Source organism: Paenibacillus sp. Root52, assembly GCF_001426865.1.
Taxonomy (GTDB): Bacteria; Bacillota; Bacilli; order Paenibacillales; family Paenibacillaceae; genus Paenibacillus.
This window is the reverse complement of the sequence record NZ_LMFO01000030.1, coordinates 273554-300314: the sequence shown is the minus strand read 5'-3', so window position 1 is coordinate 300314 and position 26761 is coordinate 273554. Positions and strand designations below refer to the sequence as shown.

Sequence of the window (26761 nt, the reverse complement as noted above, 5' to 3'; positions counted from 1 at the left end):
TGTACACTAGGTGAAATGAACCACCAGAAATACAAAATAAAGTAAAGAACCTACCGTACTGGTAGGCTCTTTACTTCAAAATATATAAGTATAATTAAGACAATGCCAGCATTGCATTCATGTCTTCTTCAGCAGTTGTAATGAGTTTCAGACCAAACATCTCTACCAACACTTCCAATACTCCCGACGAAATGAATTCTGGCGGCTTCGGTCCAATGCGAATATCCTGAATGCCTAAGCTGAACAAGCCTAGCAAGATCGCGACAGCCTTCTGTTCGAACCATGACAACACAATGCTGACAGGCAATTCATTCACGCTGCAACCGAAGGCATCAGCTAAAGCCATAGCGATTTTTACAGTAGAACCGGAGTTGTTGCATTGCCCCAGATCGATATAGCGCGGAATACCGGTATCGCCTACAGTTCCATAATCCACATCATTGAAGCGGAATTTACCGCAGGAAGTAGTTAGAATTACCGTATCATTCGGGAGAGATGTTGCCAACTCACGGTAATAGTTGCCGCCTTTACCCGGTGCGTCACAGCCAGCGATGACGAAGAATCGGCGAATATGTCCATCTTTGACCGCTTGGATAATCTCAGGTGCCAGCCCAATGACTGTCTCATGGTGATACCCCGTAGTTAAAACCTGTTCCGATTGTACGTTAGCTACAGGCAATGACAATGCTCGCTCAATTAGACGTGAGAAATCATCGTTCTCTACCTTCTCAACGCCCTCTAATCCAGCAACTTCATACGAGAAGAAGCGATCTGCATACGTTCCTTTGATCGGCATTACACAGTTCGTCGTCGCTAGAATAGCCCCTGGGAACTGTTCGAACAATCTGCGCTGATCATACCAAGCCTTACCGATATTTCCTTTCAAATGTGCATACTTCTTGAGTGCAGGATAACCGTGCGCTGGTAACATCTCGGAATGTGTATAAATGTTGATGCCTTTCCCCTCAGTCTGCCGCAGCAGCTCCTCCAGAGCATACAGATTATGTCCTGTCACTACAATACAATGTCCTTCAATCTGATTCTGACTAACCGTGATGGGCTGTGGAATACCAAAGCGTTCTGTGTGCGCCCGATCCAGCACATCCATAATGCGAATCGCTGCATTCCCCACTTGCATCGCCATATCAATATGCTCTTGGACATTAAAATTGGAATTCGTTAGCGTCATGTATAGAGCTTCATGCGTAATCCGATCTACTTCAGGATCGGTATATCCCAACTGCCGTGCATGCGTGGCATAAGCGGCAATTCCTTTTAAAGCAAAGATCATCGTATCCTGCAAACTAGCTACTGTTTCATTTTTTCCACATACCCCAACGACGGTACAACCCCCACTAGGCGTCTGTTCACACTGATAACAAAACATATATCGTTCCCTCCAAACTTGGTAACAACTCGTTATTAACAAGCCTAGCAGAGACTTCAAGGTGCAAGTGTGATTAAAAACACAGTTCTGTAATCTTCCAACTTCTGTAACTTTTAATGAAACGATATTGCTAAATAAGTGCAACCCCATGCATTTAGAATGCGTAATGCTAACCAAGCGAATGAGATTGAATCCCATCGGAAATTATACGTTAAGGTAAGCTGCAAAAAAATCTAAACGCGTTTCATTTTTCTAGCCACATCATGTTCTACAAAGTGTTCTACAAATATCTATAATTGGGATGGGATTCACTGATTCTATTCATTCTACAGGGTTATATAAACAGAGAAATCCATACGCAAGGAGCTGGTCCATTGGAACATTATAGACACAGTACAGAGGAGACACTTAATGAAGTACAGAGTTCACTGAACGGACTCACGACCTCTGAAGCAACCAAAAGACTCGAAACTGTTGGATACAATGAGATAAAAGGAAAAGACGCCACACCTGTGTGGAAGCTGTTTATTGAGAATTTTAAAGATCCCATGGTTATTGTCCTGCTCATCGCTGCTGCGGTACAGATTGTGCTCGGGCATCTGATTGAATCACTCATTATATTTCTCGTGATCCTGCTGAATGCCGTTATTAGTGTCGTGCAGACGAAGAAGGCAGAGAGCTCCCTTGATGCCTTACGGCAAATGTCAGCACCAGAAGCCAAGGTCATTCGTGATGGTCAGAAAAGGACGATTCAAGCTAGGGAGCTAGTCCCGGGTGATATCGTTCTGCTTGATGCCGGAGACTACGTACCCGCAGATGGTCGCATTTTGGAATCGGGAAGTCTGAAAATCAATGAAGGCATGTTAACAGGTGAATCCGAAGCTGCGGAGAAACATGCCGATGCTATCGCAGAAGAGGCGCCCATTGGAGACCGGCGTAATATGGCATTCAGTGGATCACTCGTCGTGTATGGTCGAGGAACCTTTGTCGTTACAGGTACAGCGCTTCAAACGGAAATCGGCAAAATCGCTGAACTCATCCAGAATGCTGAAGCAAAGGAAACACCGTTGCAGCGTAAATTAGAGGCTTTTAGCAAAAAACTAGGCTTCTTCATTCTTGGCCTATCCATTCTGATCTTTGCCATTGAAGCAGGACGGGTCTGGTTAACGGAAGGTACGGAGAACATTGGTCCATCCATTATCAATGCCTTAATGTTCGCTGTTGCGGTAGCTGTTGCAGCGATCCCTGAAGCATTATCCTCCATCGTAACAATCGTTCTATCGCTCGGAACAAATAAAATGGCTAAACAACATGCCATCATCCGTCGTCTGCCTGCGGTAGAAGCACTTGGGTCAGCTAGCATCATCTGCACAGACAAGACAGGAACCCTCACTCAAAATAAAATGACAGTGGTGGATTATTATATTCCGCACGGCACTAAAGAAGAGTTTCCGGATGACCCAAAAGAGTGGTCTGAAGAGGAACGTCGGTTATTACATATTGCCGTGCTCTGCAATGACTCTAACATTAATCAGGAAGGCAAGGAACTCGGTGATCCGACAGAGGTTGCGCTCATTGCTTTTAGTAACCGAGTGAACAAGGACTACAACGAAATTCGTGATCAGTTTCCACGTGAAGCCGAGCTTCCTTTCGATTCGGATCGTAAATTAATGAGCACCGTGCATACGTTTGAAGGACAGACTGCTCTATTGACCAAAGGTGGCCCTGATGTTCTGTTCAGCCGCTGTACTCATGTGTTTATTCATGGCGAAGTTCAGCCGTTGACACCAGAGATTCGTACACAGTTCGAAGAGAAAAACGAAGCCTTCTCCAAACGTGCATTCCGGGTTTTGGCATATGCCTACAAGAGGTTTGATGATAAAAAGCAAATTACTACTGAGGATGAACATGATCTAATCCTTGTGGGTCTGACGGCTATGATTGACCCGCCCCGTGAAGCGGTATATAGCTCTATTGAGGAGTCCAAAAAGGCAGGCATCCGTACGATTATGATTACGGGTGACCATAAAACAACGGCTCAAGCCATCGGTATCGACATTGGGCTTGCTAAGCCAGATGATATGGCTATTACAGGCAGCGAACTAGACAAAATGTCCGATGAGGAGCTAGATCAAAAGTTAGAACAAATTTCGGTATATGCGAGGGTATCGCCGGAAAACAAAATCCGCATTGTACGTGCATGGCAGCGTAAAGGCAAAATTGCTGCAATGACCGGAGACGGGGTCAACGATGCCCCTGCTTTGAAACAGGCCGATATCGGAGTTGCGATGGGAAGCGGAACCGATGTGGCCAAAGACGCCGCAGCCATGATTTTGACGGATGATAATTTTGTATCCATCGTTAATGCGGTGAGTGTAGGACGGATGGTATTTGATAATATCAAAAAAGCGATTGCATACCTGTTTGCTGGTAACCTGGGTGCCATTATCGCGATCCTGTTCGCACTGGTGGTCGGTTGGGTCAACCCATTCACTGCTCTGCAACTGCTCTTCATCAACCTGGTCAATGACTCTCTACCTGCCATTGCGCTAGGCACCGAAAAAGCCGAACCTGATGTAATGCGACGGAAACCACGCGATATCAATGAAGGTATTTTTGCTGGTGGAACACTACAGGCTGTTATTACACGCGGGGTTCTAATCGGGGTTGCCGTCATTGTATCTCAGTATATTGGGCTAGGTATCTCTGAAGAGATTAGTGTGGCGATGGCCTTTACAACACTGATTCTAGCACGTAGTCTACAGACGTTTGCGGCACGTTCTAATACGCAGACTATTTTTCAAGTAGGTTTCACAACGAACAAATTGGTACTTGGCTCCATCTTCGTGTGCCTGTGTCTGTATGGAATCACGTTGATTCCAGGTGTACGTGGAATCTTCGCTATTCCAGATACATTTGGCTGGTATGAATTCCTCATTGCCGGCGGGCTTGCTCTTGCCGCAGTAATTCTAATGGATCTGATCAAATGGATTCGTAATCGAGGTAAAGCTACAAGCGTCGCTTAACCGAAGCAGGCGCCCTTCCGTAGAAGGGCGCCTGCTCATTTTTATACAATACAATATTTAGCGCGCTGTCTGTCTACGAATTTACTCGGTTTCCCTTGTATGGGAAGATTACTTGTCACCCCGATTCGTACACTTCCCTTGCTCTATGAAATCCATCCATGCATATTGATCTGATTGTCCATGATCGGGATTTCCTATACTTGCATCGGGACGAAGGCATCTGGACACACCTTCACCTTCTGGAGAATCAACATAGATGCTATCAATCCGCACAGGCAAAGTCTTCTGCCACCTGTACAGATCACCAAAAGCACCAATCTCATCTTGACTACTCCCGTCAGGCAATCGTACCTGCAATTCATGAATATCACAACTTTTAGACTCAGCACAGCTATACGCTACAAAAAAAGTATCTCCATAGCTGGAGACATACCGCTCTGGCACCTCGTATCCTTTGGCTATCAATTCATCTGCATATGTATTATTAAGTTCTAGCATCTGCATGTTCGCATAGTCTTTGGAAAACTCAAAGTCGGATACCCTGCCGCTATCATCATCCACTAGCATTCTAAATGACGTCTGATGCTCATTCTGAAAATGTCCATCAATGAGGTAGGATAGAAATCCCCCATGGAGAAAAACACGATCAATGATCACATCCTCATTGTATTCTCCAGCGGCATACTTAATAGCAATAGCTTCTGCCTGCTTCTCACTGATGGACGAGAAGAATAAGGGCCGCAGCACAACAAAAAATAGAACAACTATGCTGATCACAATAATCAGAACAATAAGTTGAATAATATGCTTAATACCTAATTTCAATTCAGGCATATCTGCTCACTCCTTCTATATTCTATAGCTCGTCCCATCTCAATCTAAAGCTCTTACGAACATTTATGACATTATTGCCATATTCAATACACTAACGTAAAATGTTATAACGAACGGATATACTGCATGAAATTACGAGCACCTTATCGTTCATATCGAACCTATAGACAGGAAGGATTACATGAAAGATCACATTGTCATGCCACTGTGGACATGCTGCCTGTTCATTGTGGTGATGAATACTACGATGTTTAACGTATCATTACCTATCATAATTCATGATCTGCAAATAACGTCTGACCTAGGCTCTTGGGTCATCTCCAGCTACTCGATTGGATACGCTCTATCAACGGTAATCTATAGCCGGTTGTCAGATCGGGTTCCGGTACGTAAGCTGTTAACCGTCGGGCTGCTCATTCTAGGGCTGTCTTCCTTACTCGGTCTGTTTGCACATAGCTTCGCCGTGTTATTGCTCACTCGGATCTTGCAATCGGCTGGAGCAGGAGTTATGGCCGGCTTAGGACTCGTCATTGCGAGTCGTTATATCCCACTGGAGCGAAGAGGCGCTGCAATTGCTCTAATCTCGTCGGGTAGTGCTATGGCCTTTGGTTTGGGTCCAATTGTCGGCGGATTAGTCAGCGAATTCTGGGGCTGGAACGGACTCTTTGCGATTACCGTACTGGTGTTAATTGCGCTGCCCGTACTGCTCTATTTCCTACCGAATGAAACGACCAAGACCGATCAGCCCTTTGATATAACAGGTGCCCTTCTCACGACACTGAACGCAGTAACATTGTTGGTCGCGATCACCCAGCAGTCGCTCATATGGTTTGCGGTAGGCATCCTGTCTCTTGTGGTGCACATTCTGTATATTCGCAGAGCGAAGCTGTCATTTATTAACCCACAGGTTTTCAAGGCTCCAGGCTACACAAGATTAGTCATGATTGGCTTTTGTGTATTGGTGGTTAACTTAGGCAATCTGTTCCTCATGCCCCTTGTGCTCGCTGACCTGTTCGCACGTTCTTCGCTGGCAATCGGGCTGCTCATCGCGCCTGGAGCGATTGTCGCTGCATTTATGGCTAGATATATAGGACGCTGGATTGATCAATACGGCAATATGCGCTTTCTGATCATTGGGCATGTGTTGCTTGCCGCTGTGCTTACGTTATTTATGCTTGGATTGAATCAGTCGGCGTTTGTTATTACATTAGGTTATTTGTTCTTCTCACCTGCCATTTCGGCGTCGATGTCATCCCTCAATAACGAAGCATCACGTATTCTGCCCAAATCGCAGATTGGTTCAGGGATGGGTGTGCTACAGCTTGTTCAGTTCTTCGGCGGCTCGGTATCTGTGGCGGCTTGTGGTTTGTTACTGCATCGGATTCCACACGTTACGGTTGAACAAGCTTACCACTATGTCTATGGATGTCTGTTGATCGTTGCTATTGTTTCGCTGGTGCTTGTAATATGCCACCATCGAGCATCCCGCCCCACATCTCCTGCATTTCTGTCAAACAATTCCTAGGGTAAACAACAGGAAATTCTTTAGAGAGCTTGATCTACCTTCAGCTTTGCAATAAATGACGCAAAGCTGTCGGCAATCTCTCTCACATTCCCCTCCATTAACCGCTGAGCTCCCTCTGGTGTATCTGTCTCACTCTCGGCATCTTCCCGCACGATAGCTTCTTCATGCTCCATAAGTAAAACTGCCGGTCTCGCTGAATGTTTACGATAATCCAGTAAATAGTTATTGCCACTGCTGACACTCCATGCGATTGGGATAATCCGCTTCGGATCAGGATTCACCTCGTCTACCATCTGAATGTTATTCGTGATGAACTGGTCATCTAATGCAGAGAAGCGGATCTGCCAATCCATGACCTCTCCGCTCTCCATCAGATTGAATGAACTACTACTGTTCGCCTGCTGAAAATCTAAATATTCCTGCGGAAATACAACGCCGTAATGATCCTGTATACTAGTAATGTCAGCTATATTCATATCTCTCCACACCTTTCAGCATCACATTTGATAACTTGTCTGAATTATCTCTCGCCCCGCGCTATTTTCCATGCTTCCGTGATCGCAATAGGTGTTTTTTGACTTGTCTGACCTCCACCTTCCTTTGTCCAAAGTGGCGGATAATAAGCAAACACCTCTGCTTGCTGTAGCTGACTCATATCGTTCTGCCAACCCTGCCAGCGAAATGTCTGATAGAACTGCTCCAGATCTCCATGCGCTAACCAGTTCATAAATTCAGAGTATGCAAGTTCCGTCGATTCCCATTCCAACGTATCTGGTGCGAAATAGTATACGTGACCGCTTCCTTCGAACTTCCCGGTATCCATTGCAAAGAATCCGCCAGCGACATCATATGCAACGACCAGCATCCCTTCAAGAGCCTCTAGAGCGGGGCGATCTGAGAGCCCATTCCAACTTGTCAGACTTCCCACGACCTGTTCCGTCTCTGCGCCAAGCAGGGTAATCCAGCCATGATCCACCAGAACACCTCCTGTTTCATAGGCTATGGCACCCAGATAAGATCTTGTGCTTACTTGGAGACCATAGATAGCCTCTTCACCCTTGCTCCGCTGTGCTGGAATAACGGTATACGTGTTGCTGCCTTCCTCCAATAGCTGCTTGAGTTCAGGCCATGCATCGTTCTCCAGATCCAGTAGTTCATGTACCGATAATTTCTGCATCGTGATACTCCTCCTTAACCTCGCTTACACTATTTTCCGTGACTCTTGCGACCATACACTTTTCTTTCATTTGTTGTGTGTCCATTCGTCAATTTCAATTTCTACCACCGTGTACCCTCAATACGTCACCACATTCACAATCCAAATGCACACATAAGTCCATTTCTTCCCAGCTACCATCCATCCAATTATCCGAAGTGATCTCATGAGGATAAAACCATACGGAATAATAGGGCTTGCCATACTGCCTTGTATCGTTCTCCAGAGATAACTGAATGTGATAACGCGTAATATCTACATTCCAATGTCTCGCCAGATCCGACGCTCTTACGGCATCAATGGCCCGAACTAGATACGAGGTATACTGTTTATCGACCTTCAAAATTTCATTCATGCTGGAACATGCCCCTTCTCTTCCGAATTCGAGATTCAATTACCTGTGCACGTCATTTTCGTCTCTTTATAAATAAAACAACAAGAGCCCGCGATTAACCCACAGGCTCTTATTTTCAACAACCATTTATAGATGATCGGCATGGGTTACGCGGTTTCGACCTGCTGTTTTGGAAGCATACAGTGCCTGATCTGCCCGCTGGAATACAGATGTATCTGTATCCCCTTGTACCGCCGTAGCAACACCGATACTTACGGTAATGTTATATTGGCCCCAATCGGATGAAGCCACTTCAAAACGATATCGCTCTGCAACCTCCATGGCCTGGTCATGATCGCATTCTGCTAGGATGATAACAAATTCTTCCCCGCCGTATCTTGCGACCACATCGCTACTGCGTGACATGGATTGCAGCAATCCAGCCAGATTTCCAAGTACCAAGTCACCGATTGGATGTCCATAGGTATCGTTTATACTTTTAAAATGATCAATATCGATCACTAGCAGGGAGAAATGGCGTTGCTGCTGCTCTAACAGAATCAAGCTTGCCAGCAAGCTATTCTGGAAAAACCTCCGATTTTTTAGACCCGTTAATGGATCTGTGGATGCCATCGCTTCTAATTGGTCATTTACTTTAAGTAGTGCTTGTTGCTTTACCTCGTATTCCTCGTGTAAACGTTCAAGCTCTTTGTTGGCTTCTTGTGTCGCCTGGTATAATTCCTGCAGCTTGGTCTTGGTCTGCAAAATATCCTTCTCATGCTCAATCCGTTTGCGCATGACAACGACAACACAGTCCACCACACTCTCTCCATCACGCGTCTGCCGAACACCGTTCAGAAGAACCGGAACATCTTGCTGGTCACTGGTGCGAAAAGAAAAATACATTTCATCCACATGCCCGTAGAGCTGAATATAAGGATAGAAATACGTATGAAAAAACAATTTGTTCGTTACCGACATAGTCGACTCAATATGTCTCCCCAGCAATTCGCTACGCTCTACCTTAAGCATATTTAGCAATGTCTGGTTTACTGATCGCACAATACCTGAATCCGAGATAGAGAAGTATCCGCAAGGAGCCTGGTCTAGTTGGATATCCATGTAACAACTGCCTTTCGTTCATATTAAACGCTTGCCAAGTAGTCTTTGATCAGACGGCTTGTTTCCTCAGGCTGACTTAGATGAGGGTAATGTCCTTTCGCCGTCATCTGTTGTAATCGGCTGTTCTTCAGATGCGCGTGTAGATAATCTCCAACCTCAACTGGAGCTATACTATCATCCGAGCATTGCAGAATTAGAGATGGAACCGAGGCCTGTTCCAGATTGACACGGCAATCCGAGAAAAATGTCACTTCAGCAAATTGTCGTGCAATATGCGGATCTCTGGAGCAAAAGCTTTTTTCCAGTTCTTCAGTCAGCTCTTTCCGATCCGGGTTCTGCATCACAATTGGTGCGAGATAACTAGCCCAGCCGATAAAATTCAACTGCATCATTTCAAGCAACTCATCAATGTCCCGTTTGTCAAATCCACCGTAATAATTCGGAAGATCATTCACATAACGTGGGGAAGGCCCCAGCATGACCAGTCGATCAAAGTATTTCGCTTCATGAATGGAAGCAAGCATACCAATCATGCTGCTAACAGAATGCCCTACAAAAATACTATCTCGTATATCTAGCGCTTCCATAATCTCCAATACATCCTGGGCATAGCCATGAAGATTATTATACTTTCCAGCATCATAATAATTAATTTGAGATTGCCCTGAGCCTACATAATCGAACAATACCACACGGTAGTTGTCCACAAAACTGGGCACGATGTAACGCCACATATCCTGATCACATCCAAAGCCGTGGGCAAATACAATCGTTTGGCTTCCCGTACCAAGTACCTTCACATTGTTGCGTTCGAGGACGTCAACACTCATCAAAATCACCTCTCTGAGGTAGTAATCTACACCTTGAATTTATTCCATTATTATATCGGAAAATGTTGGAATATGGCTAAAAAATATTAATTTTGCATGTGTAGAGTATACAAATGATAGAAAACACATAACAAGTCACTCTTTACAAACTGACTATCGTCAGATAAAATCATCCCAACACGCTTCATCGCATAGAACATCATACGGAGGAAGATTATGAGTACATTAACAGCAGGAACGGCCACACAAAAGTTATGGAGAAGATCGTTTATTTTTATTATGTTAGCCAATGCATTGTTATTTATGGCCTTTGAAATGCTTCTTCCCACCCTACCCCTATTCGTTTCAACCCTAGGGGGAGAAGCATCACAGATCGGGCTCGTTACAGGGATTTTCATGTTCTCTGCGATTCTAGTCCGTCCCTTTACTGCTGTGCTTGCCACATGGATGGATAAAAAGTATTGGTTGATTATCGGTATCGCCATCTGTGCGCTAACGACAGGATCATACTACCTCTCGTCAGGTATAGGCATGATTCTGGTATTTCGAGTGATCCATGGTTTCGGTTTTGGCTTAGCCACAACTTATTTTGCAACGATTGCAACCGAAAATATCCCCAAAGCACGTCGTGGGGAGGGGATGGGATACTTTGGCGTTGGCGAAACCGTAGCGGTATCCATTGGGCCTCTGATCGGGACTACCCTATTGCTGCAATCTAGCTATCAAAGCCTGTTCATGGGTGGCATGTGTATCTTATTACTTGCACTACTCATGGCTGTATTTGTATCGCGTAAACCTAAACAGGCATTCGAAGCTGAAGCACAGACTGCCCCTCCGGCTACAGTTAAATTGATTGAGAAAAAGGTCCTTTTCCCTTCCCTTCTCATTATGCTGGTTGGTATTGCCGCTGGCGCAATTATGTCCTTTGTTGCCCTATTTGCTAACGAGAGGGGTTTTACCAATATCGCATGGTTTTTCTTTATCGTGGCAATTGCGAGCTTTGTTGTTCGGCTGTTCTCTGGTAAAATGTTTGACCAGCTTGGCCCCGGTTCTGTATTGCTGCCTGCTGCGGGATTTGCTATCGCTGGACTTTTGGTTCTGATCGTCGCCCAAAACGATATTCAATTCCTCATCGCCGCTGCGTTATACGGCTTTGGCTTTGGGGCGATATTTCCGGCAATTCAGACTTGGTGCGTTAACTTAGTGGAAGAACATGAGCATGAAAATGCGATGGCCTCTTTCTTTAATTTCTTCGACCTCGGCATTGGCGGGGGTTCACTGGTATTAGGGGTCGTTGCCTCTGCATTTTCTTATACAATGGTGTATGCTATATCCATAGGAATCTTTGTGGTGTATATTTTGCTGTATCTAATCTACAGCTCTAAACAAAAGAGCATCCAGAACCGTCCATTGGAGGTACACATTGAGTAAACAACGTATCAAAGAAATTGCAATCCAGCACTTTAACCGTTATGGATATGAAGGAACCAAAATGGCACAGGTTGCAGAAGAGGCTGGCATTCGTAAGCAGTCCCTTGCCTACCATTATGCAACGAAGAAAACATTGCTGCTGGAGATCTATGAAGAGGTCGTGCAGGAGGAACAGCAATTTGTCCGTCAATTTTTTAGTGAGTCAAGCGCACTTCCGTTAGAGCAACAATTGCATTCTTTTTTGTTAGAACACAAAAACCGCTTTTTGACCCATCCTAATGTAGCCTTTATGTACATTCTCTCCTTTATTACGCCACTGGAGGTTCACGATTTTGTATTAGCTCAGTATCGAACCTATCTTGGCACGCTGAAGGAAGAATTGTCGGCTACCTTTGCTACCGTTCAGGCCACAGATATTCGTCTAAGTCCAGAAGAGGCAACGGTTGCCTTCGTTACCCTGATGGATGGACTTGATGTTCAGCTCGTGTATGAGACACGTCAGTCGTATGAGCAGGCACTAGCCATCGCTTGGAATGTATTTTGGTCAGGCATACAACGCAAGTAGCAGATCGTGTTCATTAGAACAGTTGAATTTCGTAGTATATTTAAAAGCATTTCTTGATAAAAAAGCCCTGATCATTATGATCAGGGCTTACTTCTTCATCTGGACGAATAAGGATTCATCCATTCGAAGGGTTTATTGCACTGTGACAATGACACGTTGGTAGTGCTTCAAGTTATGCTCGCCGTCATCTTGTACCTCTGCGATGATATGAAGAGTATCGCCAGATTGGGCATCTTCAGGTACCTTGAATGTTACCGTGTCTGTGTCATTTCCTTGGAGTTCAAGCTCATCGAGCTTCTCATCCTTAGCCAATGGGCGCTGTAATCCAAGCTGCAGATCTCCAGCCATCTCTGGCGTTGCCTTGCCTTCCTGCTCCTTAGATTCTTGATAGGTATCCGCTTCGAAATATCTCCACCATTTATACGTCAGCTGATCGCCATCCGGGTCTTGCCCTTCCGCATGCAGCGTTAATTCTTCGCCTGGCGCAGCGGTCAGATCCAACCCTTCCTTAATCGTGAGCGTTGGGTTGTGATTCGCATTCTCATACTGATCTGTTACGCCCCAATCCGCACGAGCTGCAAAATCATTCTGAATATCATCAAACCATCTCATGAGAGAATATTCGGCTTCATACCGTTTGGAGTACGGATCGTAGTCCAATACATTATTGCGGTAGAGCTTATCGTTCACGACACCAAAGCGTCCACCCCAGCCACCATACGATGGATCTTCCATACTGCGAAGACCGTTATCAATTAAATAGAAGAAAGATGGGGAATCTCCTTCGGAAATAAAATCATATTGATCATATTGCGGATTGTTCTTGAGGTAATCAGCGCTTCCGCGTTGCTCCTCTGCTAATTCGCCCTCAATCATTTTGCCGTCACCCATCGTAGCGTACATATCCATCAGTTTGCCATGTCCGTTCAGAAGGTTCTTGCTCATCCAATCACCGTGCAGTTTGCTGTTTACTTCTTCGGCATGCATCTTCCATGCATAGGCAAAATGCCAGAAGTTCGACTGGTCATTCAAAATACGAATATCTGGCCAGTTCTTCGCAATATACTCGTTGTAACTGTCATCCTGATCAAGGATGATATAGAGCAGCAACTTGTCACTGACCTTCTTCTGAATGTTAGCCCACTCGGCAGTATCCTTGTATTGTTCTTCAATGGATTTCAGTGCCCGAGCGGTTGTATTCGTTCCTCCCCAGGTTTGTACAACTAAGTCTCTTGAATCGTCATCCAGAAACAGCGTTTTTAAGAATTCTGAACCTTCTGTTTCCTTTTCCATCTCACCTTTATCAGAGATATTGCCAATTTTGGTCATGGCTCGAATCTCCTCAGGTTTAGGATAACCATCTGCATGTGTGCTCAAGTTAGGATATATCTCCTCGTAAGCATCCAGCATATCATACAGCCACTGGGTTCCAGTCCAGCGGAACGGTTCGATGCCTGCCTCCTTATCACCAGCATAGTGATAGACTGAGCTGGTAAGCACAATTCCGGCTAGATCCATCTCATTGGCATAATAGAGATAACGAATGACAGAGTTCATATCATCCACTTCTCCATCCGTCGTAATCACCGTTCTTGCCTTCTGTTTCTCGTTGTCCGTTGTCTGCTCAGGTTGGTTACCTTCCTGCTCTGTCGCCTGATTCCCTTGGTTATCCGATGCTTGTGGCGTTGTAGATGTACAACCACTCATGATGAGCATGCAAGCCAAAAGTGCAGCCAGCATGCTAAATCCCGTTTTCTTATTCATGCTTACTCTCCCTTCTCGTACTCGTGGTGATGTGTATTCGGATTATCCTGTTCGATCTCTGTGCTTAATATGAGCCATATAAAGCAAAAAAAACCCAAACATCAACATGGGTAGGGCATTGCCTACACATATCGATATTTAGGTTTTGCCTGCGAATGCAGTAACAATCCTTTAACTGACTGGAAGTATAGCATGATTACGCTTACTTGTAAACGCATTCAGTATGAAATAGGTCATATAGACCTAGATTCGTCCTATCTTTTCTCTCTAACTTACGGTCGGTCTAAGCCAATCCACCTCGAACCCCAGTTGCTCCAGCTCTTTAAAATTCAGATTCGAAAATAAATGCCACCTTCCTATATTTTCATGTAAACTAATGCTTAGCTGCAGAACAACAATACACGAAGGAAACACGACGAGTACAAGTGCAAATGCAAGTGCCGTCCATCGCCTGATTAGGAGGATTAGAATACGATGAAGGAACTAAATACAGCGTTAATCCGTTTTATCGAGCAACAGAATGTATACAATGAAGCCTATGGACTATTCAAAGAACATGATATACGCCCCCTCCCGAGCCAGCAAGTACCTGTTATCGATGAGCGAATTCCGCTCTCACCCGAATTGATGTACTTTTACTCCAACTATGAGATGGTGGATGCTAAGGCTGAGGGCACTCTTAAAATGAAAAGCGCTGCTGTAGAGATCGGTGATGCTGCCCTGCTATTTTTTGTTGCACCTGAGCATCTCTATCGTCAACAGTTGGGCTACCGCTGGATTGGTATGGAAGAGACTTATCAAGAATCGCCAGACTGGAAGCCACAGCATGTCGTTATTGCTAACTTGAATGATGATCCTCTTATTGTGGATACACAAGCACCGCAATCGCCTGTCTATGCAGCCTTTGCAGGTGGAGAGCCTCATCCAATTGCGAGATCATTTGCGGAATTTTTCCACGTACTTGCTATTCTCATTGAAGCTGCGCGAGTTTACGAGGGAGAAGTCAAAGACGAGGAAACGTATGAGACCAAACCCGAATACCTGGAGCACGTCATACCTCTATTGAGCGAAGTGCTCGAAAAAGAAGAGTACGTCACTCATTTACTCGCTTATCTATCGTTACAAGAATAATTGAATCACTATAGGAAATGGAGATATGGATATGATCTATGTTGCGTTACTGCGAGGTATTAATGTTGGTGGAAATAATAAAATTAACATGAAGCAGCTCAAGGAAACATTTGAGCAGGCTGGCATGCAACAGGTTGTGACCTATATCAACTCAGGCAACATTATCTTTGCTTATGAGCCAGAGCTTGAGAATGCCAATACAGAGCTGGCACACATTCTTCAGGAAGCCATTGCGACGGACTTTGGCTTACAGATCCGAGTTGTAGTGCGAAATATCCATGAAATGCACACCGTTATTACCGCACTGCCGGAGGAATGGAGCAATGACGATCAAGCGAAGAGTGATGTTATGTTCCTCTGGGATGAGATCAATGACGCGTCTATTCTGGACAAGCTGCCTCTGAAACCAGGCATTGGCACGTTAATTTATATCTCAGGTGCCTTACTGTATAGCGTGAGTCGGGAGGACGCCTCCAAAAGTGGAATGAATAAGCTGGCAGGTTCGGCTGTCTACAAACAAATGACCGTTCGCAACGTCAATACGACTCGCCAGATTTATACCTTAATGCTCGCTGCAAGTGAAAAGTCTTAAAAGCAGGAACACCAGTAACTCTTCAACGACGCTATATTGAAATAAGGAAGTTAGGTCGTGTCTGAAAACTCCCTACAGACAACAAAAGGGACAAGAGATTAGCTCTCTTGTCCCTTTTGCTATTCATTTTTACAGTTCAGTCGCACACACTTAAAATCGTTTTATTCCCAGAAGAAACGGCCTGCGAATACTTTTTCCGTCAGCAGCTTGTACGTCTCTTCAGGCAATTCTTTTTTCATTTTCGCCATGACTGCTTCTTTGCCTTGATAGTACTGTGAAGACATGCCAACCTCGGCCTTTGTATTGCTTGCATCTAGACGCATAATTGGTGTCGCTGCATCCTTCGTCCAAGGCGTCCATTCTGCGAGATTCGCAGATCCGCCATCCCCAGGATGACCTGTATACAAGAACTGTTTCAGATATGCTGCCATAGCTGTGGACAACTGGTCACGACCTGGTTGGTTCGCCTCACTGAAGTATCCTTCTGGGAAGTACGCAGCTATACCAGCTGCATGCCCTGTGTAGAAGTCCATATCTGCGCCGTGAGGAGCACCAAGCAATGTCTGCAAACGTTCCGAAATTACACCAGGCTGTGTGCCCCATGCAAACCGATATGCATAAACGGAAGGCTGGCCTGCAACATTTGTCAGTTGCTCGGCTACCCGCTCTGCGTTAAAGCCGGCATACGCTTCACTACCGTATTGAATAGCCGCAGCATATTGTTCCGCTTTGGTTGCATCTGTGAACAATGTTCCATCGTTAATGGATGGGGAGAAGTTCGGATCACCGAAGGCAAATGCCGCGAATTCGGTATCCAGACTACCCAGTAATACTGGAACTTTAGTGTAGTTGCCTTGCTCCAGAGCTGAGAAGCCCTCTTTTGGAATGACTGCGCCATCACGGAACAGGTGCGGGAATGGCTCCATTCGGATTGCCGTGCCACCAAACACCTTAACCAGCTTGTCCGCAGGCAATTCACGTAGATACGTAGCTAGCTGCTCCTTAGACTGCTTCGCAATCCACGCTTTTGCTTCCTCGGGGGTGGTTGCCTTGCCTTCCTCTACCAGCAATTTCTCCAGAGCACTTTCCGACTTTTGCTCACCTTCTTCTGGCGATGAAGTCGTTAATCCACCACTGAATGCAACGGCTTTTTGGAATAGTCCTTTTCCGAGTGGTGAGATGAGCGTAGCCAGCACGTCCCGTGCTCCTGCAGACTGACCTGCCAGCGTTACGTTATCCGTGTCACCACCGAAGCCTTCAATATTATCCTGTACCCACTCCAATGCACGGAGCGCATCAAGTAGTCCATAGTTACCGGAATCATCCAGAGCATTACCTGTCTCCAACGCTTCATTCTTGAAGAATCCAAGCGCGCCTAAACGATAGTTCACCGAAATAATAATGCTGTTTGTATTGCGTGCAAGTTGTTCACCTTGGAAGTCCTTGCCTGATCCAGTCATGTTCCCGCCGCCGTGCAGGAATACCATTACCGGAAGTTTAGAACTCGTTGTATCGGGTCTCCAAATATTCAAATAGAGTGAATCTTCACTACCTACTGTATTTTGCCCAGACAGTTGCAAGCTGTTGGCAGCGAATTCCTTCGCTTCACGTGTCCCCGTCCATGCCTTCGGTTCAACTGGCGCTTTCCAGCGTAGCTCTCCTACAGGTGGTGCTGCATAAGGCACACCTAGCCAGCCAAGTGTTCCGTACTGCTCATAGTTCTTGCCATCAATGGAGCCATATTTCGTCTGCTGAAGTGTTTGTGGCGTAAATCCTTGATCCTGCTGGTGCTTCAGCCAGCGTTGTTCAAGTGTGCCGCTCCCATCTTTGAGTTGCACTTGCAAGGCCTGAGCTGTTGCCTCGGCCATTTGGCGATTCGAGAGTGGGCCCTTGCCACCTTGGAGTGCATTGATTCCTTTCGATGCCGCAAAGGATACTGCCTCACCTTGTTTATAATCTGTCCCAGCCTCATAACCAAGCGCCTTCAACAACAGTGCTGCATAGTCTTCAGACGTAAGTGTCGCATTGGGTTTAAACGCGTTCGCTCCGTCAGCAATCCCCAGATAAGGATGCTGTTTCAGATAACCAACAACAGGCTGTAGGAATTTTCCAGCTGAAGGCGCATCTCCATACGTATCTGTGCCGGTATAGGCAAGCGCCTCTTTCTCCAATCCAGTCAAACGCAAGTACAGAACAGCAGCCTGAATACGTGTTGCTTTTTTGTTCAGATACGCTGCGTTAACCCCTTGACCATTGCCTTTAATTAATTGAGATGAGATCAGCCTGTCGATCGCTGCATTGGAAGCTGGCGCTGTAGCTCCGGCTGCATAGGCAGGCATTGCTGATAAACATAAGCCTAGAACGGTTGCTACCGCGATGGATCGTTTGATTTTTTTCATGTCGTAAATCTCCTCGCTGTCAGATAGTGTGTGATGGAATATACGATGGCACATCATTACGGATAACCAAAGTATTCCAAACCTAGATCTTCCTAAATCTCTGTCTGTGAACCGAAAATGTCCCCCTTCCGGTTATGATTCTGCTACGGCGTTTCAAACGAAGACAATACCCATCAGGCGTTTATCTGTATAAAAAAAACCTGAATCGAAGGCAAATAGACGTCGCTACAGCGTGTCTTCTGCCCTCAATTCAGGTTTTGCCTGTCTTCAGTAACAACCCTGAGAATTTGAGGTCATTCAATAATACATATAAGTAAGCGTATTCAAAACTATAACAGGTATTGCCCGGAGTTGGTTACAATCCTGTTGTTATGGTGATGTTAGCACATAATGTAAGCGTTCGCAATATCTTTTTTTGCAATTTATTTTTTGCGAAAAATTACCAGTCGCAAGAAAAATGTCTCTAGGATATGACAGCTACGCTAAGTATTCGCCCAGCTTTCTATCTTCTAAGATAGTGACTCCCGACTCGATCTAAGCCCTAATTTTACTCCTACCTCTATCTTACGTAGCTATATCCATTTCCATCTAATCGTAAAATTTACATTTAGTTAATCTACAGGTGACGCTCATTTATCATTCATTGATTACACTTGGTTCTGGATACCAAACTATACATATCTTATAGGAGGCTGTGTTCATGTTAACTCGCTTTAACGCTCGTGCAGCAAAAATGATGCTCGCGGTGACTACGATTGTAACCGCTACCCTGGGTGGAAGCAGTGCCGCTTGGGCTGTGGAGGATAGCACGTCCAGTGCATCCCCAATCAAAAATGTGATTATCCTGATCCCAGACGGAATGGCTAATGACGCTACCGCTCTTGCTCGCTGGTACAAGGGTTCATCTCTTACACTGGATTCTATGGCAAGTGGTCTGGTACGTACTCACTCCGCGGATGCGCCGATTGCGGACTCGGCGCCAGCAGGAACAGCTTTTGCAACAGGCTACAAATCTCACACGGGTTACGTTGGCGTCCTGCCAGATAAAGCGACCATGCCTGGACAGAAAGCAATTGCACCAGGTGATGCCAAGAAGCCGATAGCCTCCATTCTTGAAGCATCCCGACTTGCGGGTAAAGCAACAGGAATCATCTCTACTTCTGAGATTATGCATGCTACGCCAGCTGACTTCTCGGCTCATTATCCAGACCGCAAAAACTACGACGCTCTGAGCAAACAACAAGTTTACAATGGTATGGACGTTGTACTCGGTGGCGGTAGCCGCTATCTTGAGCCTGCTGGTCGTAAAGATGGCGAGAATCTTGTCTCCTCCATTAAAGCGCTGGGATATGATTATGTAACTACGCCTGAAGCAATGAAAGCATCTAACTCGAACAAGCTGTGGGGTATGTTTGCACCTGCAGGTATGTCTTATAATATGGATCGTGATCCAGCCAAACAACCAAGCCTTGCAGAAATGACTTCCAAAGCAATTGATGTTCTTTCCAAAGATGAGGATGGCTTCTTCCTCATGGTTGAAGGTAGTAAAGTAGACTGGGCAGCACATGCCAATGATCCAATCGGTATCATTAGTGATGTCCTTGCCTTTGATGATGCAGTCAAAACGGCTATGGACTTTGCCAAATCCAACCAAGAAACCGTTGTTGTTGCAGTAACAGACCATGGTAACGGCGGACTTACCATTGGTAACAATTTAACAACAGGTACGTACGACGAAGAGCCTTTGTCCACATTTATCGGTCCTTTGAAAAAGGCTAAGCTAACAGGTGAGGGTGTTGAAGCGAAGCTGAACGCTCAGCGCACAAACATCAAAGCCGTGATGAAACAATACTATGGCATCTCCGACCTGACTTCAGAAGAAGTGAAAGCAATCAAAGAAGCGAAGCCAGGCACCCTCAATTATGTGGTTGGACCAATGATCAGTAAACGTGCGGGAATTGGCTGGACATCTGGTGGCCACACGGGTGGAGATGTGGTGCTCTACACGTATGCTCCAAACAATGACCGTCCATTTGGCGTGATCGACAACACCGATGTAGCTAAATATATGGCGCGTGTGCTTAACCTTGATCTGGACAGCGTGAGCAAACAGCTATTTGTACCTGCAAAGCAAGCATTTGCAGCTAAAGGTGCAACGTACAAGCTGGATCTAACGGATGCGAAGAACCCTAAAATCCTTGTTACAAAAGGTAGCACCAAGCTGGAACTGCAAATCTACAAAAACATCGCTCTTGTAAATGGCAATAAAACAATGCTTGACGGTGTGATCGTGTATAACGGCGTTGATGCATTTGTACCACAGATGGCTGTTGATCTGATTCAATAAAAGCATTGGATTAAAACGCCAAATGAGTCCGCACAATAATGTGCGGGCTCTTTCAATCTCTAAAATATACTTGTAAAGTATATCTGCTTGGCTTATCTTTGCCGTATAATAAACATATTGTTTTTACATATGACGTAAAAAGGAGAGATTCTCCCATGTTAATTAAACTAAACTGGATCACCCTGCGTGTGAGCAACTTAGAGAACTCGCTTGCGTTTTACAACGGAAAGCTAGGGCTTCCGATTCAGCGCAGATTCGAGAGTCGCGGACGACAGATTGCTATGCTTGGCATAGCAAATGAAACAAAGCTAGAACTGATTGAGGGCAGCGAATCCATCCTTAAACCGGAGGCTGGCATATCGATTGGGTATGAAGTGAATTCCCTAGAGGAAGCGATAGAGCAACTGAAAGCGCTGGATATTCCGATTGTCCGCGGCCCAATTCAGCCCAATCCTCATCTGCGCTTTATTTACATTACTGACCCAGACGGATTCGAGGTACAGCTCGCTGAACATATATGATTAGACATCTGCGGTTGCAGGCCTATATGCTCTGGATTGATGAAAAAATGCTGTAATTCCTGCTGCAACTGTTCTACTATGGCTTTCTCGATACGAGAGTCCATTATTGCTCAACTCCTTCTGGACTGTCTATCATACAATTGCTCTGCGAGCCGGCGGTAAGCAGGCCCGTCAACGCGCTGACGCACCTCTTCCTCATCCATTTCAAGCCAGTAGTCTGCTTCCATTAACTCTAGCATATCCAGTTGTGTTATCTGTGCACATGCCGGATGTTCACAAACAGCCAGCATCGGCTCAGGTCCATCATCCCAGTTATATTCGCTAACAACGGCATGTATCAGCACTGCGGAATCCAGCTCACGAATCTTGACGATGGCCTGCTCGATCGATTCTTCATATACAATAGCATCTACCTTGCTCTGCTCGTCATCGGTTAACTTCAACCGGACTGCACCTGGTGTATCTAGTAACAGATCAGCGATGTTTGGATTAGACCGTGCAGCGTTCCATGCCGTGCCTAGAATGCCCTGTGGAGAATCTAGCTTGGCTCCAAATTCAAGTAGAAGCGAAATGGCTTCCACCTGCTTGAATCGTATCGCCTTTTTGAGTGCGGTATCCCCAAGCTTATCTTCGATCTCTAGGTCTGGACTCTGTTCTAATAAGCAGCGTATACCTTCAACAGGCATGCGCGCAGTTAAGCAGAGCATCAACGGTGTCCGCCCCCGCTCATCTCTATCATTGATATTCAAACCTTGGACTGCTTCCCGAATTTGATTCACATCTTTTATTTTGCTAATTTCCACCCAATTCATCAGGTTCCCCTGCCTCCTATTCCTCTGATCCTATGTATACTGTTAAGCTTTTGACAAAATATTCTTCTCCCTATTATATTGAATCTTGAATACCGTGTACAAATCTTGTAAAACTCTTGTCTCGGAGGTGCATCATGTCATTTTATTCCGTTCCACTTCCTGAGCTTCATCCCTCACCTGGAACATTAATAGCTATCCAAGAACTAACCGAGGAATTTCCCAACCCAGAGCGAATCATGGTGCTTGCCTTGAATGAACATGCGGAGTTATGGAAGCTCAACTTACATACCGGAGTAACCGAACGAATTCTGCAAACGAACATCCCTGAGATGAATTTACTTCATCCTGTTCAGATCGTGACTAGCCCAGATGGATCTGTCGCTGCAGTATCTAATATCTATGGCCAGCGTGCGGCTGTATATAACCTATTAACGGGAAAAGAAATCCTGCAATTATCGCGAGACGACTATCATTATGATGTCTCTACATACCCACTGAGCTTTGCATATATAGATCAGCGTTTGATCTTAGTCCACGGCACAGAGTGGAATCGGTTAGATCTAACCGATGTTCTCCGTGGTACCTCCCTTACAGGTAGACCCACTCCAGCGTACAATAATGATTCGAATCAGAATACGGACGAGCCGGATACAAGTGAACATTATCTCAATTATTTTCACGGCAAATTAAGTGTATCGCCTGATCAGAAATGGATTGTAGATAGTGGATGGGTATGGGCGCCTTTAGGTATTACGCGTACTTGGAGTTTGGAAAACTGGTTAAATCATGCATGGGAATCCGAAAACGGATCATCGATCCATAACCTATGGCAAACCATGGATTGGGATCTGCCTTCTGCCTGGATTTCCCCCGATACTATAGCAATCTGGGGTCAAGTAGACGAAGAAATGGTTGATGAAGAAGATTGGCAGGAAGAAGGCGTGTCACCCGCCATTATTTTATTTAATGTACAGACAGGTGAGCGAATGGGCGTCATCACTTCTGTGCCTGCCTTCAGCACAACGAGTCTGGTAGAAGGTGTCTTCCCCCATGCTCAAGCGGGTATGGCCGCAGATCAAGATAAACTTTTTACATGGAGATATGGGCTCGATCTGCACGTATGGAATTGCTCTACCCTGACTTGTGATGCCACCACGACAGAAGTTCATCCACAGTTGTATCATCACCAAGCCAAACTTTTTATCGGGCTGTCTACAGATGCACCACATCAGTTACTCGCTTGTGAATATGATTCGAATTCGGCGTAGATATTAATTTGAATCCTTCAATTCGTATTCACGAACGTATGGTTTTGTGTATGGTAACTAAATTATCCTGCCTTTCATAATCGTATTTAATTAAAAAATGGCCACCTTATGGTGACCAAGAACTGCGATAAAACCATTTCTACTTTTTACTAACCGGAATCCATACCTCACAGATTGATTCTTGATGTGAATCATCAACCCAATAATACTTCTCTAAACATGGCCCTTCTACTTGTTCAAAACTTGTAGAGGGGAACCACTCAGAATAGATACGTTTCCAGACATCCAGAATACCCAATCCGATGTCCACACCGTCCGGAATCGTCTCACGGCTGTCAAATACCGCATAAGTTTGATCAGGAACATGTAGGACCATTAATTCATCCGGAACCTGTTTTCCTTCCGGTAGTTTTGCTCCCATTAAGTAGCGCTTTGAACCATCCTCATCGAAGTCAAAATGATAACCATACAGCAGTGATCCCGCCGGTTTCCCTATCAAACCGTTAATCTGATCATGGATACCATTGCTCCAAATTCCCTCCACAAATACGGGTATCTCGCTGTACGCATCCTTGTGGATCGTAATACTTATCCCAATAACGGTTGATCCCATTTCCTCAACAATTCGATAATTCATTTCCGTTTCCCCTTTAACCTGAATTTGAAAGGAGATTCGAGGAAATGCTTTAAGTTTCACATTCATTTTCTTTGCCTCAAGAGGTGTTACCCCATGCATTCTTTGAAATGCTTTTGTAAACGCCGAAGGACTGTCGTAACCGTACTTAAGCGCGACATCAATGACTTTACGATCCGTCCCTGCTAGCTCCTGCGCCGCAAGCGTAAGCCTTCTATTTCTCACATATTGGGTCACGGTAACACCAGTTACTGCGTGAAACATTCGCTGAAAATGATATTTCGAACTCATGGCGGATCTAGCAATGTCTTCAATCTCAATCGGCAAGTGTAGATGTTGTTCCACATAATCAATAGATTGGCGTAGCAGTTTAAGCATCTCCAAGGTCTCTCGTCTCCTTTCTTCTACAGTGTAAAAGAATCACCGAACACCTTCTTGTTTAGAAATGCTCTATTTTGTCTATAAAATGAGCAGTCAAAATCCTCCGAGCATAGAAATACCGCCATTGAAGGCAGTATTTCATTCTGTCAGGTCACAAGCCACAGCACTCACCCTAATTAGAGCGTCTCAGCCAATTTCTGAATCTTTGAGTCGGAAATTAAATAGATAGGCCCCAATGTTTCTATTTTGCCGTCCTTCACACGCATAGCGCTCTCCTGTTCTGCCGCATAAACATCCATTTTCTCAGACAAGGGGAACAGGTACCCTTGAACAAACGTGGCGTAGTCGCGTTGAGAGTGAGATTCGTAGGCAAAATGATCAAAGCCAATTCCATCATAAATCGTACTTGTTTCAATTTCGTTGCCAGTGTTGGTCAAGTTTAACCATTTGGCAGCCATGTTTAACGAGCCAGCGCTGGCACCCATGATAACAGCATTGCTGTTCTTAATAACATCCGTTAATTCATAATCCACCAAAAAATCGTGCTGCAAAACAGGATATCCACCGCAACAAAAAATGACAGAAGCGTTCTGAATGAAACGCTGGGCATCTTCCTTCGGCATACGGTAATCAACGAAATGATATTCATCGAACATAATGTCAGCCTGCTTCAACCATGTCCATTCCGAAATATCATCAAAGTTAACCTGCTCATCTTCATAATTAGAAGGATCAGCGCTAATCATAACAAGCGATTGTCTGTCTGTGATGTCCTCATGCAATAATTTGACCAGCTTCTCTGGGAAATAATGGTTAAACCAACTGAAATAGTAGTGAGTATTCAAACTTAATTACCTCCATATATGTATTATTATTTTAATGACTCCTCATTACTTAGCATTGCTTCGAGTATTTTTCTACCTACAGAGTCTATCATAGTTCCATGAGCAGGCTCTTTTCTAGTAATCCATTTCTTTAATTGAGCAACATAATGATCGATAAGCACGTTTGAGAAAAAAGAATAATTGGACAGTAATACAATCCCTACACGGAGTTCCTTGTTGAAAGCTAGATAACTATTAAAACCAGCTGACCCCCCGTTATGCCAGAGGATATCTTTATCTAGAATTTCATCCCCGCCCCAGCCAAAATAAAGGTTGGAATTTCCGATCGACATCGGAAGATGACTTTTTGCTAGTATAGAAGCAATCGGATTAGCATCGCTCAGATTGGCTTGGACAAATAAACTCAAATCGCGAACAGATGACTTGATTCCCCCAGCTCCTTCATGTATAGAAAGATCCCAATGAGGGACTCTTCTGCCAGTTGAAGCATGTCCATTCAAAAACCTGCCATTCTGTTCTGAATCAAGCATAACGGCTGTCTCATTCATCTGTAATGGACTCGTTATATATTTTTTTAACAGTTCGTCATACGTACTTCCTGACACCTTACATAGAATGTTTCCCAGTATAGCCACACCGATATTGGAATATCCAAATGAACCAATGCTATCCGTGTAATCCGCATTAGATAAAAAAGCAGTTAAATCTTGCTCGGTATACATTGAATACGGATTTGATCTTTTTTTAGCTAAATTATGGTTTGTTGCCAATGCAGGTAAGCCTGAGGTATGAGTAGCAAGATTTTTCAAGGCAATCTTATTTAAATAGTCGTTTTTAATATTTGGCACGAACTTACCAACCATGTCATCCGAGGAAAGCAGTTTTTCCTGCTCTATTGCTAATAAAAGCATGGATGTAAAAACTTTGGTTATGGAACCGATTTCAAATAACCTATTCTCAGCAGGAATCATACTTTTCTTATTATCATTACTATACGAAAAGTATTCAATATCGTCCTCTCTAATCATCCCGATCGCAAGATGTAAATGCTTCTTATCATGGGTGTAAGCTGAAACAAAGTTATGTAAATCCTTCATAGTAAAATTAACTCCTTTTAATTTCATGAGCTTACCTTACCCAAATGTTGCAATCACGTTTTCCTTTAGTACAAACAACGATCCATCTTAGAGCTACACATTCCTTTGAAGCTTGACATTAAATTCTGTGGTTGACGCAGTCACGTACTCCATATAATTCACAGAACCATTAAAGTTCAAATAAGCTTCATAACGCTTACGAATTCCAGGTAAAGTAATCCAATCCAGAACATTTCCCTTGGGAACCCACCTACACTCGCTCGTTTCATTAGAAGTAGCTAACTCTCCCCCCACAGCTTTACACACGAAATCAAACATGACCTTTGTAGGGACATCAGTCTCACCGTCATACCACTTATGGATCGCTGTATTTGAAACAACACTTATTAAATGACTTACTGTGGCATCTATTCCACTTTCCTCTTTGATTTCGCGAATGACACCATCAATCAGGTTTTCCCCTATTTCAGTTATCCCACCAGGATACACCCAACCATCGTCATGCGCTTTTACTAAAAGGATATTTCCAGTTCCATCTTCTACAATTCCACCTGCCGATACAATATGTGTCGGAAACACCATTCTATAACCTCCAAATAAGATGAATTTGTATAATTATTCCACACAATCATCATACTTTCCTTTACGCATTTATACAAGTTGTCGACATTTATCTTTCCGTAAGAAACGAGATTTTGCC

At 44.6% G+C, this 26761-nt stretch carries 23 protein-coding genes; 9 read left to right on the top strand and 14 right to left on the bottom strand.

Features of this window, described 5'->3' with window-relative positions:
- Window positions 1-94: 94 nt before the first annotated feature.
- Complete coding sequence (gene hcp / locus ASD24_RS24895; protein WP_056701675.1) at window positions 95-1387, bottom strand: hydroxylamine reductase; 1293 nt, start codon at window positions 1385-1387, stop codon at window positions 95-97.
- A 374-nt stretch (window positions 1388-1761) separates the two neighbouring features.
- Here hcp and ASD24_RS24890 point away from each other — a divergent pair, with 374 nt between their 5' ends.
- A complete protein-coding gene (locus tag ASD24_RS24890; RefSeq protein ID WP_056701673.1) occupies window positions 1762-4413 on the top strand; it encodes a cation-translocating P-type ATPase in 2652 nt (883 codons plus the stop codon).
- A 108-nt stretch (window positions 4414-4521) separates the two neighbouring features.
- On the opposite strand, the gene ASD24_RS24885 is transcribed toward ASD24_RS24890, so the two are convergent.
- Entirely contained in the window at window positions 4522-5247 is a 726-nt protein-coding gene (locus ASD24_RS24885; protein WP_056701671.1) for a hypothetical protein, read from the bottom strand.
- A 181-nt stretch (window positions 5248-5428) separates the two neighbouring features.
- Between ASD24_RS24885 and ASD24_RS24880 the strand changes: the two genes are divergently transcribed.
- Window positions 5429-6772 carry an MFS transporter gene (locus ASD24_RS24880; protein ID WP_056701669.1) on the top strand — a complete coding sequence of 448 codons (1344 nt, stop codon included), beginning with the start codon at window positions 5429-5431 and terminating at the stop codon, window positions 6770-6772.
- A 20-nt stretch (window positions 6773-6792) separates the two neighbouring features.
- On the opposite strand, the gene ASD24_RS24875 is transcribed toward ASD24_RS24880, so the two are convergent.
- The 5 genes from ASD24_RS24875 to ASD24_RS24855 form a co-directional block, all read right to left on the bottom strand.
- Window positions 6793-7248, bottom strand: a complete 456-nt coding sequence (locus tag ASD24_RS24875) for an SMI1/KNR4 family protein (RefSeq protein WP_056701667.1) — start codon at window positions 7246-7248, stop codon at window positions 6793-6795.
- Window positions 7249-7292: 44 nt separating this feature from the next.
- A complete protein-coding gene (locus ASD24_RS24870) occupies window positions 7293-7949 on the bottom strand; it encodes a DUF2625 family protein (RefSeq protein ID WP_056701665.1) in 657 nt (218 codons plus the stop codon).
- 94 nt (window positions 7950-8043) lie between these two features.
- Window positions 8044-8343, bottom strand: a complete 300-nt coding sequence (locus tag ASD24_RS24865; protein ID WP_056701663.1) for a hypothetical protein — start codon at window positions 8341-8343, stop codon at window positions 8044-8046.
- Between the two features lie 126 nt (window positions 8344-8469).
- Complete coding sequence (locus tag ASD24_RS24860) at window positions 8470-9444, bottom strand: sensor domain-containing diguanylate cyclase (RefSeq protein WP_056701661.1); 975 nt, start codon at window positions 9442-9444, stop codon at window positions 8470-8472.
- 23 nt (window positions 9445-9467) lie between these two features.
- The gene (locus ASD24_RS24855) at window positions 9468-10274 is read right to left on the bottom strand and encodes an alpha/beta fold hydrolase (RefSeq protein WP_056701660.1); all 807 of its coding nucleotides are present in this window, start codon (window positions 10272-10274) and stop codon (window positions 9468-9470) included.
- 216 nt (window positions 10275-10490) lie between these two features.
- Between ASD24_RS24855 and ASD24_RS24850 the strand changes: the two genes are divergently transcribed.
- Both ASD24_RS24850 and ASD24_RS24845 read left to right on the top strand, forming a co-directional pair.
- The gene (locus ASD24_RS24850; RefSeq protein WP_056701658.1) at window positions 10491-11705 is read left to right on the top strand and encodes an MFS transporter; all 1215 of its coding nucleotides are present in this window, start codon (window positions 10491-10493) and stop codon (window positions 11703-11705) included.
- Window positions 11698-12270 carry a TetR/AcrR family transcriptional regulator gene (locus ASD24_RS24845; protein ID WP_056701656.1) on the top strand — a complete coding sequence of 191 codons (573 nt, stop codon included), beginning with the start codon at window positions 11698-11700 and terminating at the stop codon, window positions 12268-12270. Before ASD24_RS24850 ends, ASD24_RS24845 begins: the two co-directional genes overlap by 8 nt.
- A 132-nt stretch (window positions 12271-12402) precedes the next feature.
- On the opposite strand, the gene ASD24_RS24840 is transcribed toward ASD24_RS24845, so the two are convergent.
- Window positions 12403-14034 (bottom strand): DUF1593 domain-containing protein, encoded by a 1632-nt coding sequence (locus ASD24_RS24840; RefSeq protein ID WP_056701653.1) that lies wholly within the window; start codon window positions 14032-14034, stop codon window positions 12403-12405.
- Window positions 14035-14508: 474 nt separating this feature from the next.
- Here ASD24_RS24840 and ASD24_RS24835 point away from each other — a divergent pair, with 474 nt between their 5' ends.
- Together ASD24_RS24835 and ASD24_RS24830 are read left to right on the top strand one after the other, a co-directional pair.
- Window positions 14509-15165: a hypothetical protein gene (locus tag ASD24_RS24835; RefSeq protein WP_056701651.1), complete on the top strand. Its 657-nt coding sequence runs from the start codon at window positions 14509-14511 to the stop codon at window positions 15163-15165.
- Window positions 15166-15196: 31 nt separating this feature from the next.
- Entirely contained in the window at window positions 15197-15757 is a 561-nt protein-coding gene (locus ASD24_RS24830; RefSeq protein ID WP_056701752.1) for a DUF1697 domain-containing protein, read from the top strand.
- 161 nt (window positions 15758-15918) lie between these two features.
- On the opposite strand, the gene ASD24_RS24825 is transcribed toward ASD24_RS24830, so the two are convergent.
- On the bottom strand, window positions 15919-18156 hold the full coding sequence (locus ASD24_RS24825) for a carboxylesterase/lipase family protein (RefSeq protein WP_056701649.1): 2238 nt from the start codon (window positions 18154-18156) through the stop codon (window positions 15919-15921).
- 700 nt (window positions 18157-18856) lie between these two features.
- On the opposite strand from ASD24_RS24825, the gene ASD24_RS24820 reads away from it, so the two are divergent.
- Window positions 18857-20503 (top strand): alkaline phosphatase, encoded by a 1647-nt coding sequence (locus ASD24_RS24820; RefSeq protein WP_056701647.1) that lies wholly within the window; start codon window positions 18857-18859, stop codon window positions 20501-20503.
- A 155-nt stretch (window positions 20504-20658) separates the two neighbouring features.
- Complete coding sequence (locus ASD24_RS24815; protein WP_056701645.1) at window positions 20659-21024, top strand: VOC family protein; 366 nt, start codon at window positions 20659-20661, stop codon at window positions 21022-21024.
- A 110-nt stretch (window positions 21025-21134) separates the two neighbouring features.
- Here ASD24_RS24815 and ASD24_RS24810 read toward each other — a convergent pair whose 3' ends face one another.
- Window positions 21135-21836: a DUF4274 domain-containing protein gene (locus tag ASD24_RS24810; RefSeq protein WP_056701643.1), complete on the bottom strand. Its 702-nt coding sequence runs from the start codon at window positions 21834-21836 to the stop codon at window positions 21135-21137.
- 134 nt (window positions 21837-21970) lie between these two features.
- Between ASD24_RS24810 and ASD24_RS24805 the strand changes: the two genes are divergently transcribed.
- Window positions 21971-23104 (top strand): hypothetical protein, encoded by a 1134-nt coding sequence (locus ASD24_RS24805; RefSeq protein ID WP_056701641.1) that lies wholly within the window; start codon window positions 21971-21973, stop codon window positions 23102-23104.
- Window positions 23105-23243: 139 nt separating this feature from the next.
- Here ASD24_RS24805 and ASD24_RS24800 read toward each other — a convergent pair whose 3' ends face one another.
- The 4 genes from ASD24_RS24800 to ASD24_RS24785 form a co-directional block, all read right to left on the bottom strand.
- Window positions 23244-24116, bottom strand: coding sequence for an AraC family transcriptional regulator (locus ASD24_RS24800; protein ID WP_082560547.1), 873 nt, complete (start codon window positions 24114-24116; stop codon window positions 23244-23246).
- Window positions 24117-24295: 179 nt separating this feature from the next.
- Window positions 24296-24964, bottom strand: a complete 669-nt coding sequence (locus ASD24_RS24795) for a cyanophycinase (protein ID WP_056701640.1) — start codon at window positions 24962-24964, stop codon at window positions 24296-24298.
- 26 nt (window positions 24965-24990) lie between these two features.
- Window positions 24991-26061 (bottom strand): serine hydrolase domain-containing protein, encoded by a 1071-nt coding sequence (locus ASD24_RS24790; protein ID WP_056701637.1) that lies wholly within the window; start codon window positions 26059-26061, stop codon window positions 24991-24993.
- A 93-nt stretch (window positions 26062-26154) separates the two neighbouring features.
- Window positions 26155-26643 (bottom strand): NUDIX hydrolase, encoded by a 489-nt coding sequence (locus tag ASD24_RS24785; protein WP_056701636.1) that lies wholly within the window; start codon window positions 26641-26643, stop codon window positions 26155-26157.
- Window positions 26644-26761 lie beyond the last annotated feature (118 nt).

What these genes read in the sequence shown, in the direction of transcription:
- hcp (WP_056701675.1), bottom strand. Translation starts at nt 1,387, where the DNA reads ATGTTTTGTTATCAGTGTGAACAGACGCCTAGTGGGGGTTGTACCGTC.
- ASD24_RS24885 (WP_056701671.1), bottom strand. Translation starts at nt 5,247, where the DNA reads ATGCCTGAATTGAAATTAGGTATTAAGCATATTATTCAACTTATTGTT.
- ASD24_RS24880 (WP_056701669.1), top strand. Translation starts at nt 5,429, where the DNA reads ATGAAAGATCACATTGTCATGCCACTGTGGACATGCTGCCTGTTCATT.
- ASD24_RS24875 (WP_056701667.1), bottom strand. Translation starts at nt 7,248, where the DNA reads ATGAATATAGCTGACATTACTAGTATACAGGATCATTACGGCGTTGTA.
- ASD24_RS24870 (WP_056701665.1), bottom strand. Translation starts at nt 7,949, where the DNA reads ATGCAGAAATTATCGGTACATGAACTACTGGATCTGGAGAACGATGCA.
- ASD24_RS24865 (WP_056701663.1), bottom strand. Translation starts at nt 8,343, where the DNA reads ATGAATGAAATTTTGAAGGTCGATAAACAGTATACCTCGTATCTAGTT.
- ASD24_RS24860 (WP_056701661.1), bottom strand. Translation starts at nt 9,444, where the DNA reads ATGGATATCCAACTAGACCAGGCTCCTTGCGGATACTTCTCTATCTCG.
- ASD24_RS24855 (WP_056701660.1), bottom strand. Translation starts at nt 10,274, where the DNA reads ATGAGTGTTGACGTCCTCGAACGCAACAATGTGAAGGTACTTGGTACG.
- ASD24_RS24850 (WP_056701658.1), top strand. Translation starts at nt 10,491, where the DNA reads ATGAGTACATTAACAGCAGGAACGGCCACACAAAAGTTATGGAGAAGA.
- ASD24_RS24840 (WP_056701653.1), bottom strand. Translation starts at nt 14,034, where the DNA reads ATGAATAAGAAAACGGGATTTAGCATGCTGGCTGCACTTTTGGCTTGC.
- ASD24_RS24835 (WP_056701651.1), top strand. Translation starts at nt 14,509, where the DNA reads ATGAAGGAACTAAATACAGCGTTAATCCGTTTTATCGAGCAACAGAAT.
- ASD24_RS24830 (WP_056701752.1), top strand. Translation starts at nt 15,197, where the DNA reads ATGATCTATGTTGCGTTACTGCGAGGTATTAATGTTGGTGGAAATAAT.
- ASD24_RS24825 (WP_056701649.1), bottom strand. Translation starts at nt 18,156, where the DNA reads ATGAAAAAAATCAAACGATCCATCGCGGTAGCAACCGTTCTAGGCTTA.
- ASD24_RS24820 (WP_056701647.1), top strand. Translation starts at nt 18,857, where the DNA reads ATGTTAACTCGCTTTAACGCTCGTGCAGCAAAAATGATGCTCGCGGTG.
- ASD24_RS24815 (WP_056701645.1), top strand. Translation starts at nt 20,659, where the DNA reads ATGTTAATTAAACTAAACTGGATCACCCTGCGTGTGAGCAACTTAGAG.
- ASD24_RS24810 (WP_056701643.1), bottom strand. Translation starts at nt 21,836, where the DNA reads ATGAATTGGGTGGAAATTAGCAAAATAAAAGATGTGAATCAAATTCGG.
- ASD24_RS24805 (WP_056701641.1), top strand. Translation starts at nt 21,971, where the DNA reads ATGTCATTTTATTCCGTTCCACTTCCTGAGCTTCATCCCTCACCTGGA.
- ASD24_RS24800 (WP_082560547.1), bottom strand. Translation starts at nt 24,116, where the DNA reads ATGCTTAAACTGCTACGCCAATCTATTGATTATGTGGAACAACATCTA.
- ASD24_RS24790 (WP_056701637.1), bottom strand. Translation starts at nt 26,061, where the DNA reads ATGAAGGATTTACATAACTTTGTTTCAGCTTACACCCATGATAAGAAG.
- ASD24_RS24785 (WP_056701636.1), bottom strand. Translation starts at nt 26,643, where the DNA reads ATGGTGTTTCCGACACATATTGTATCGGCAGGTGGAATTGTAGAAGAT.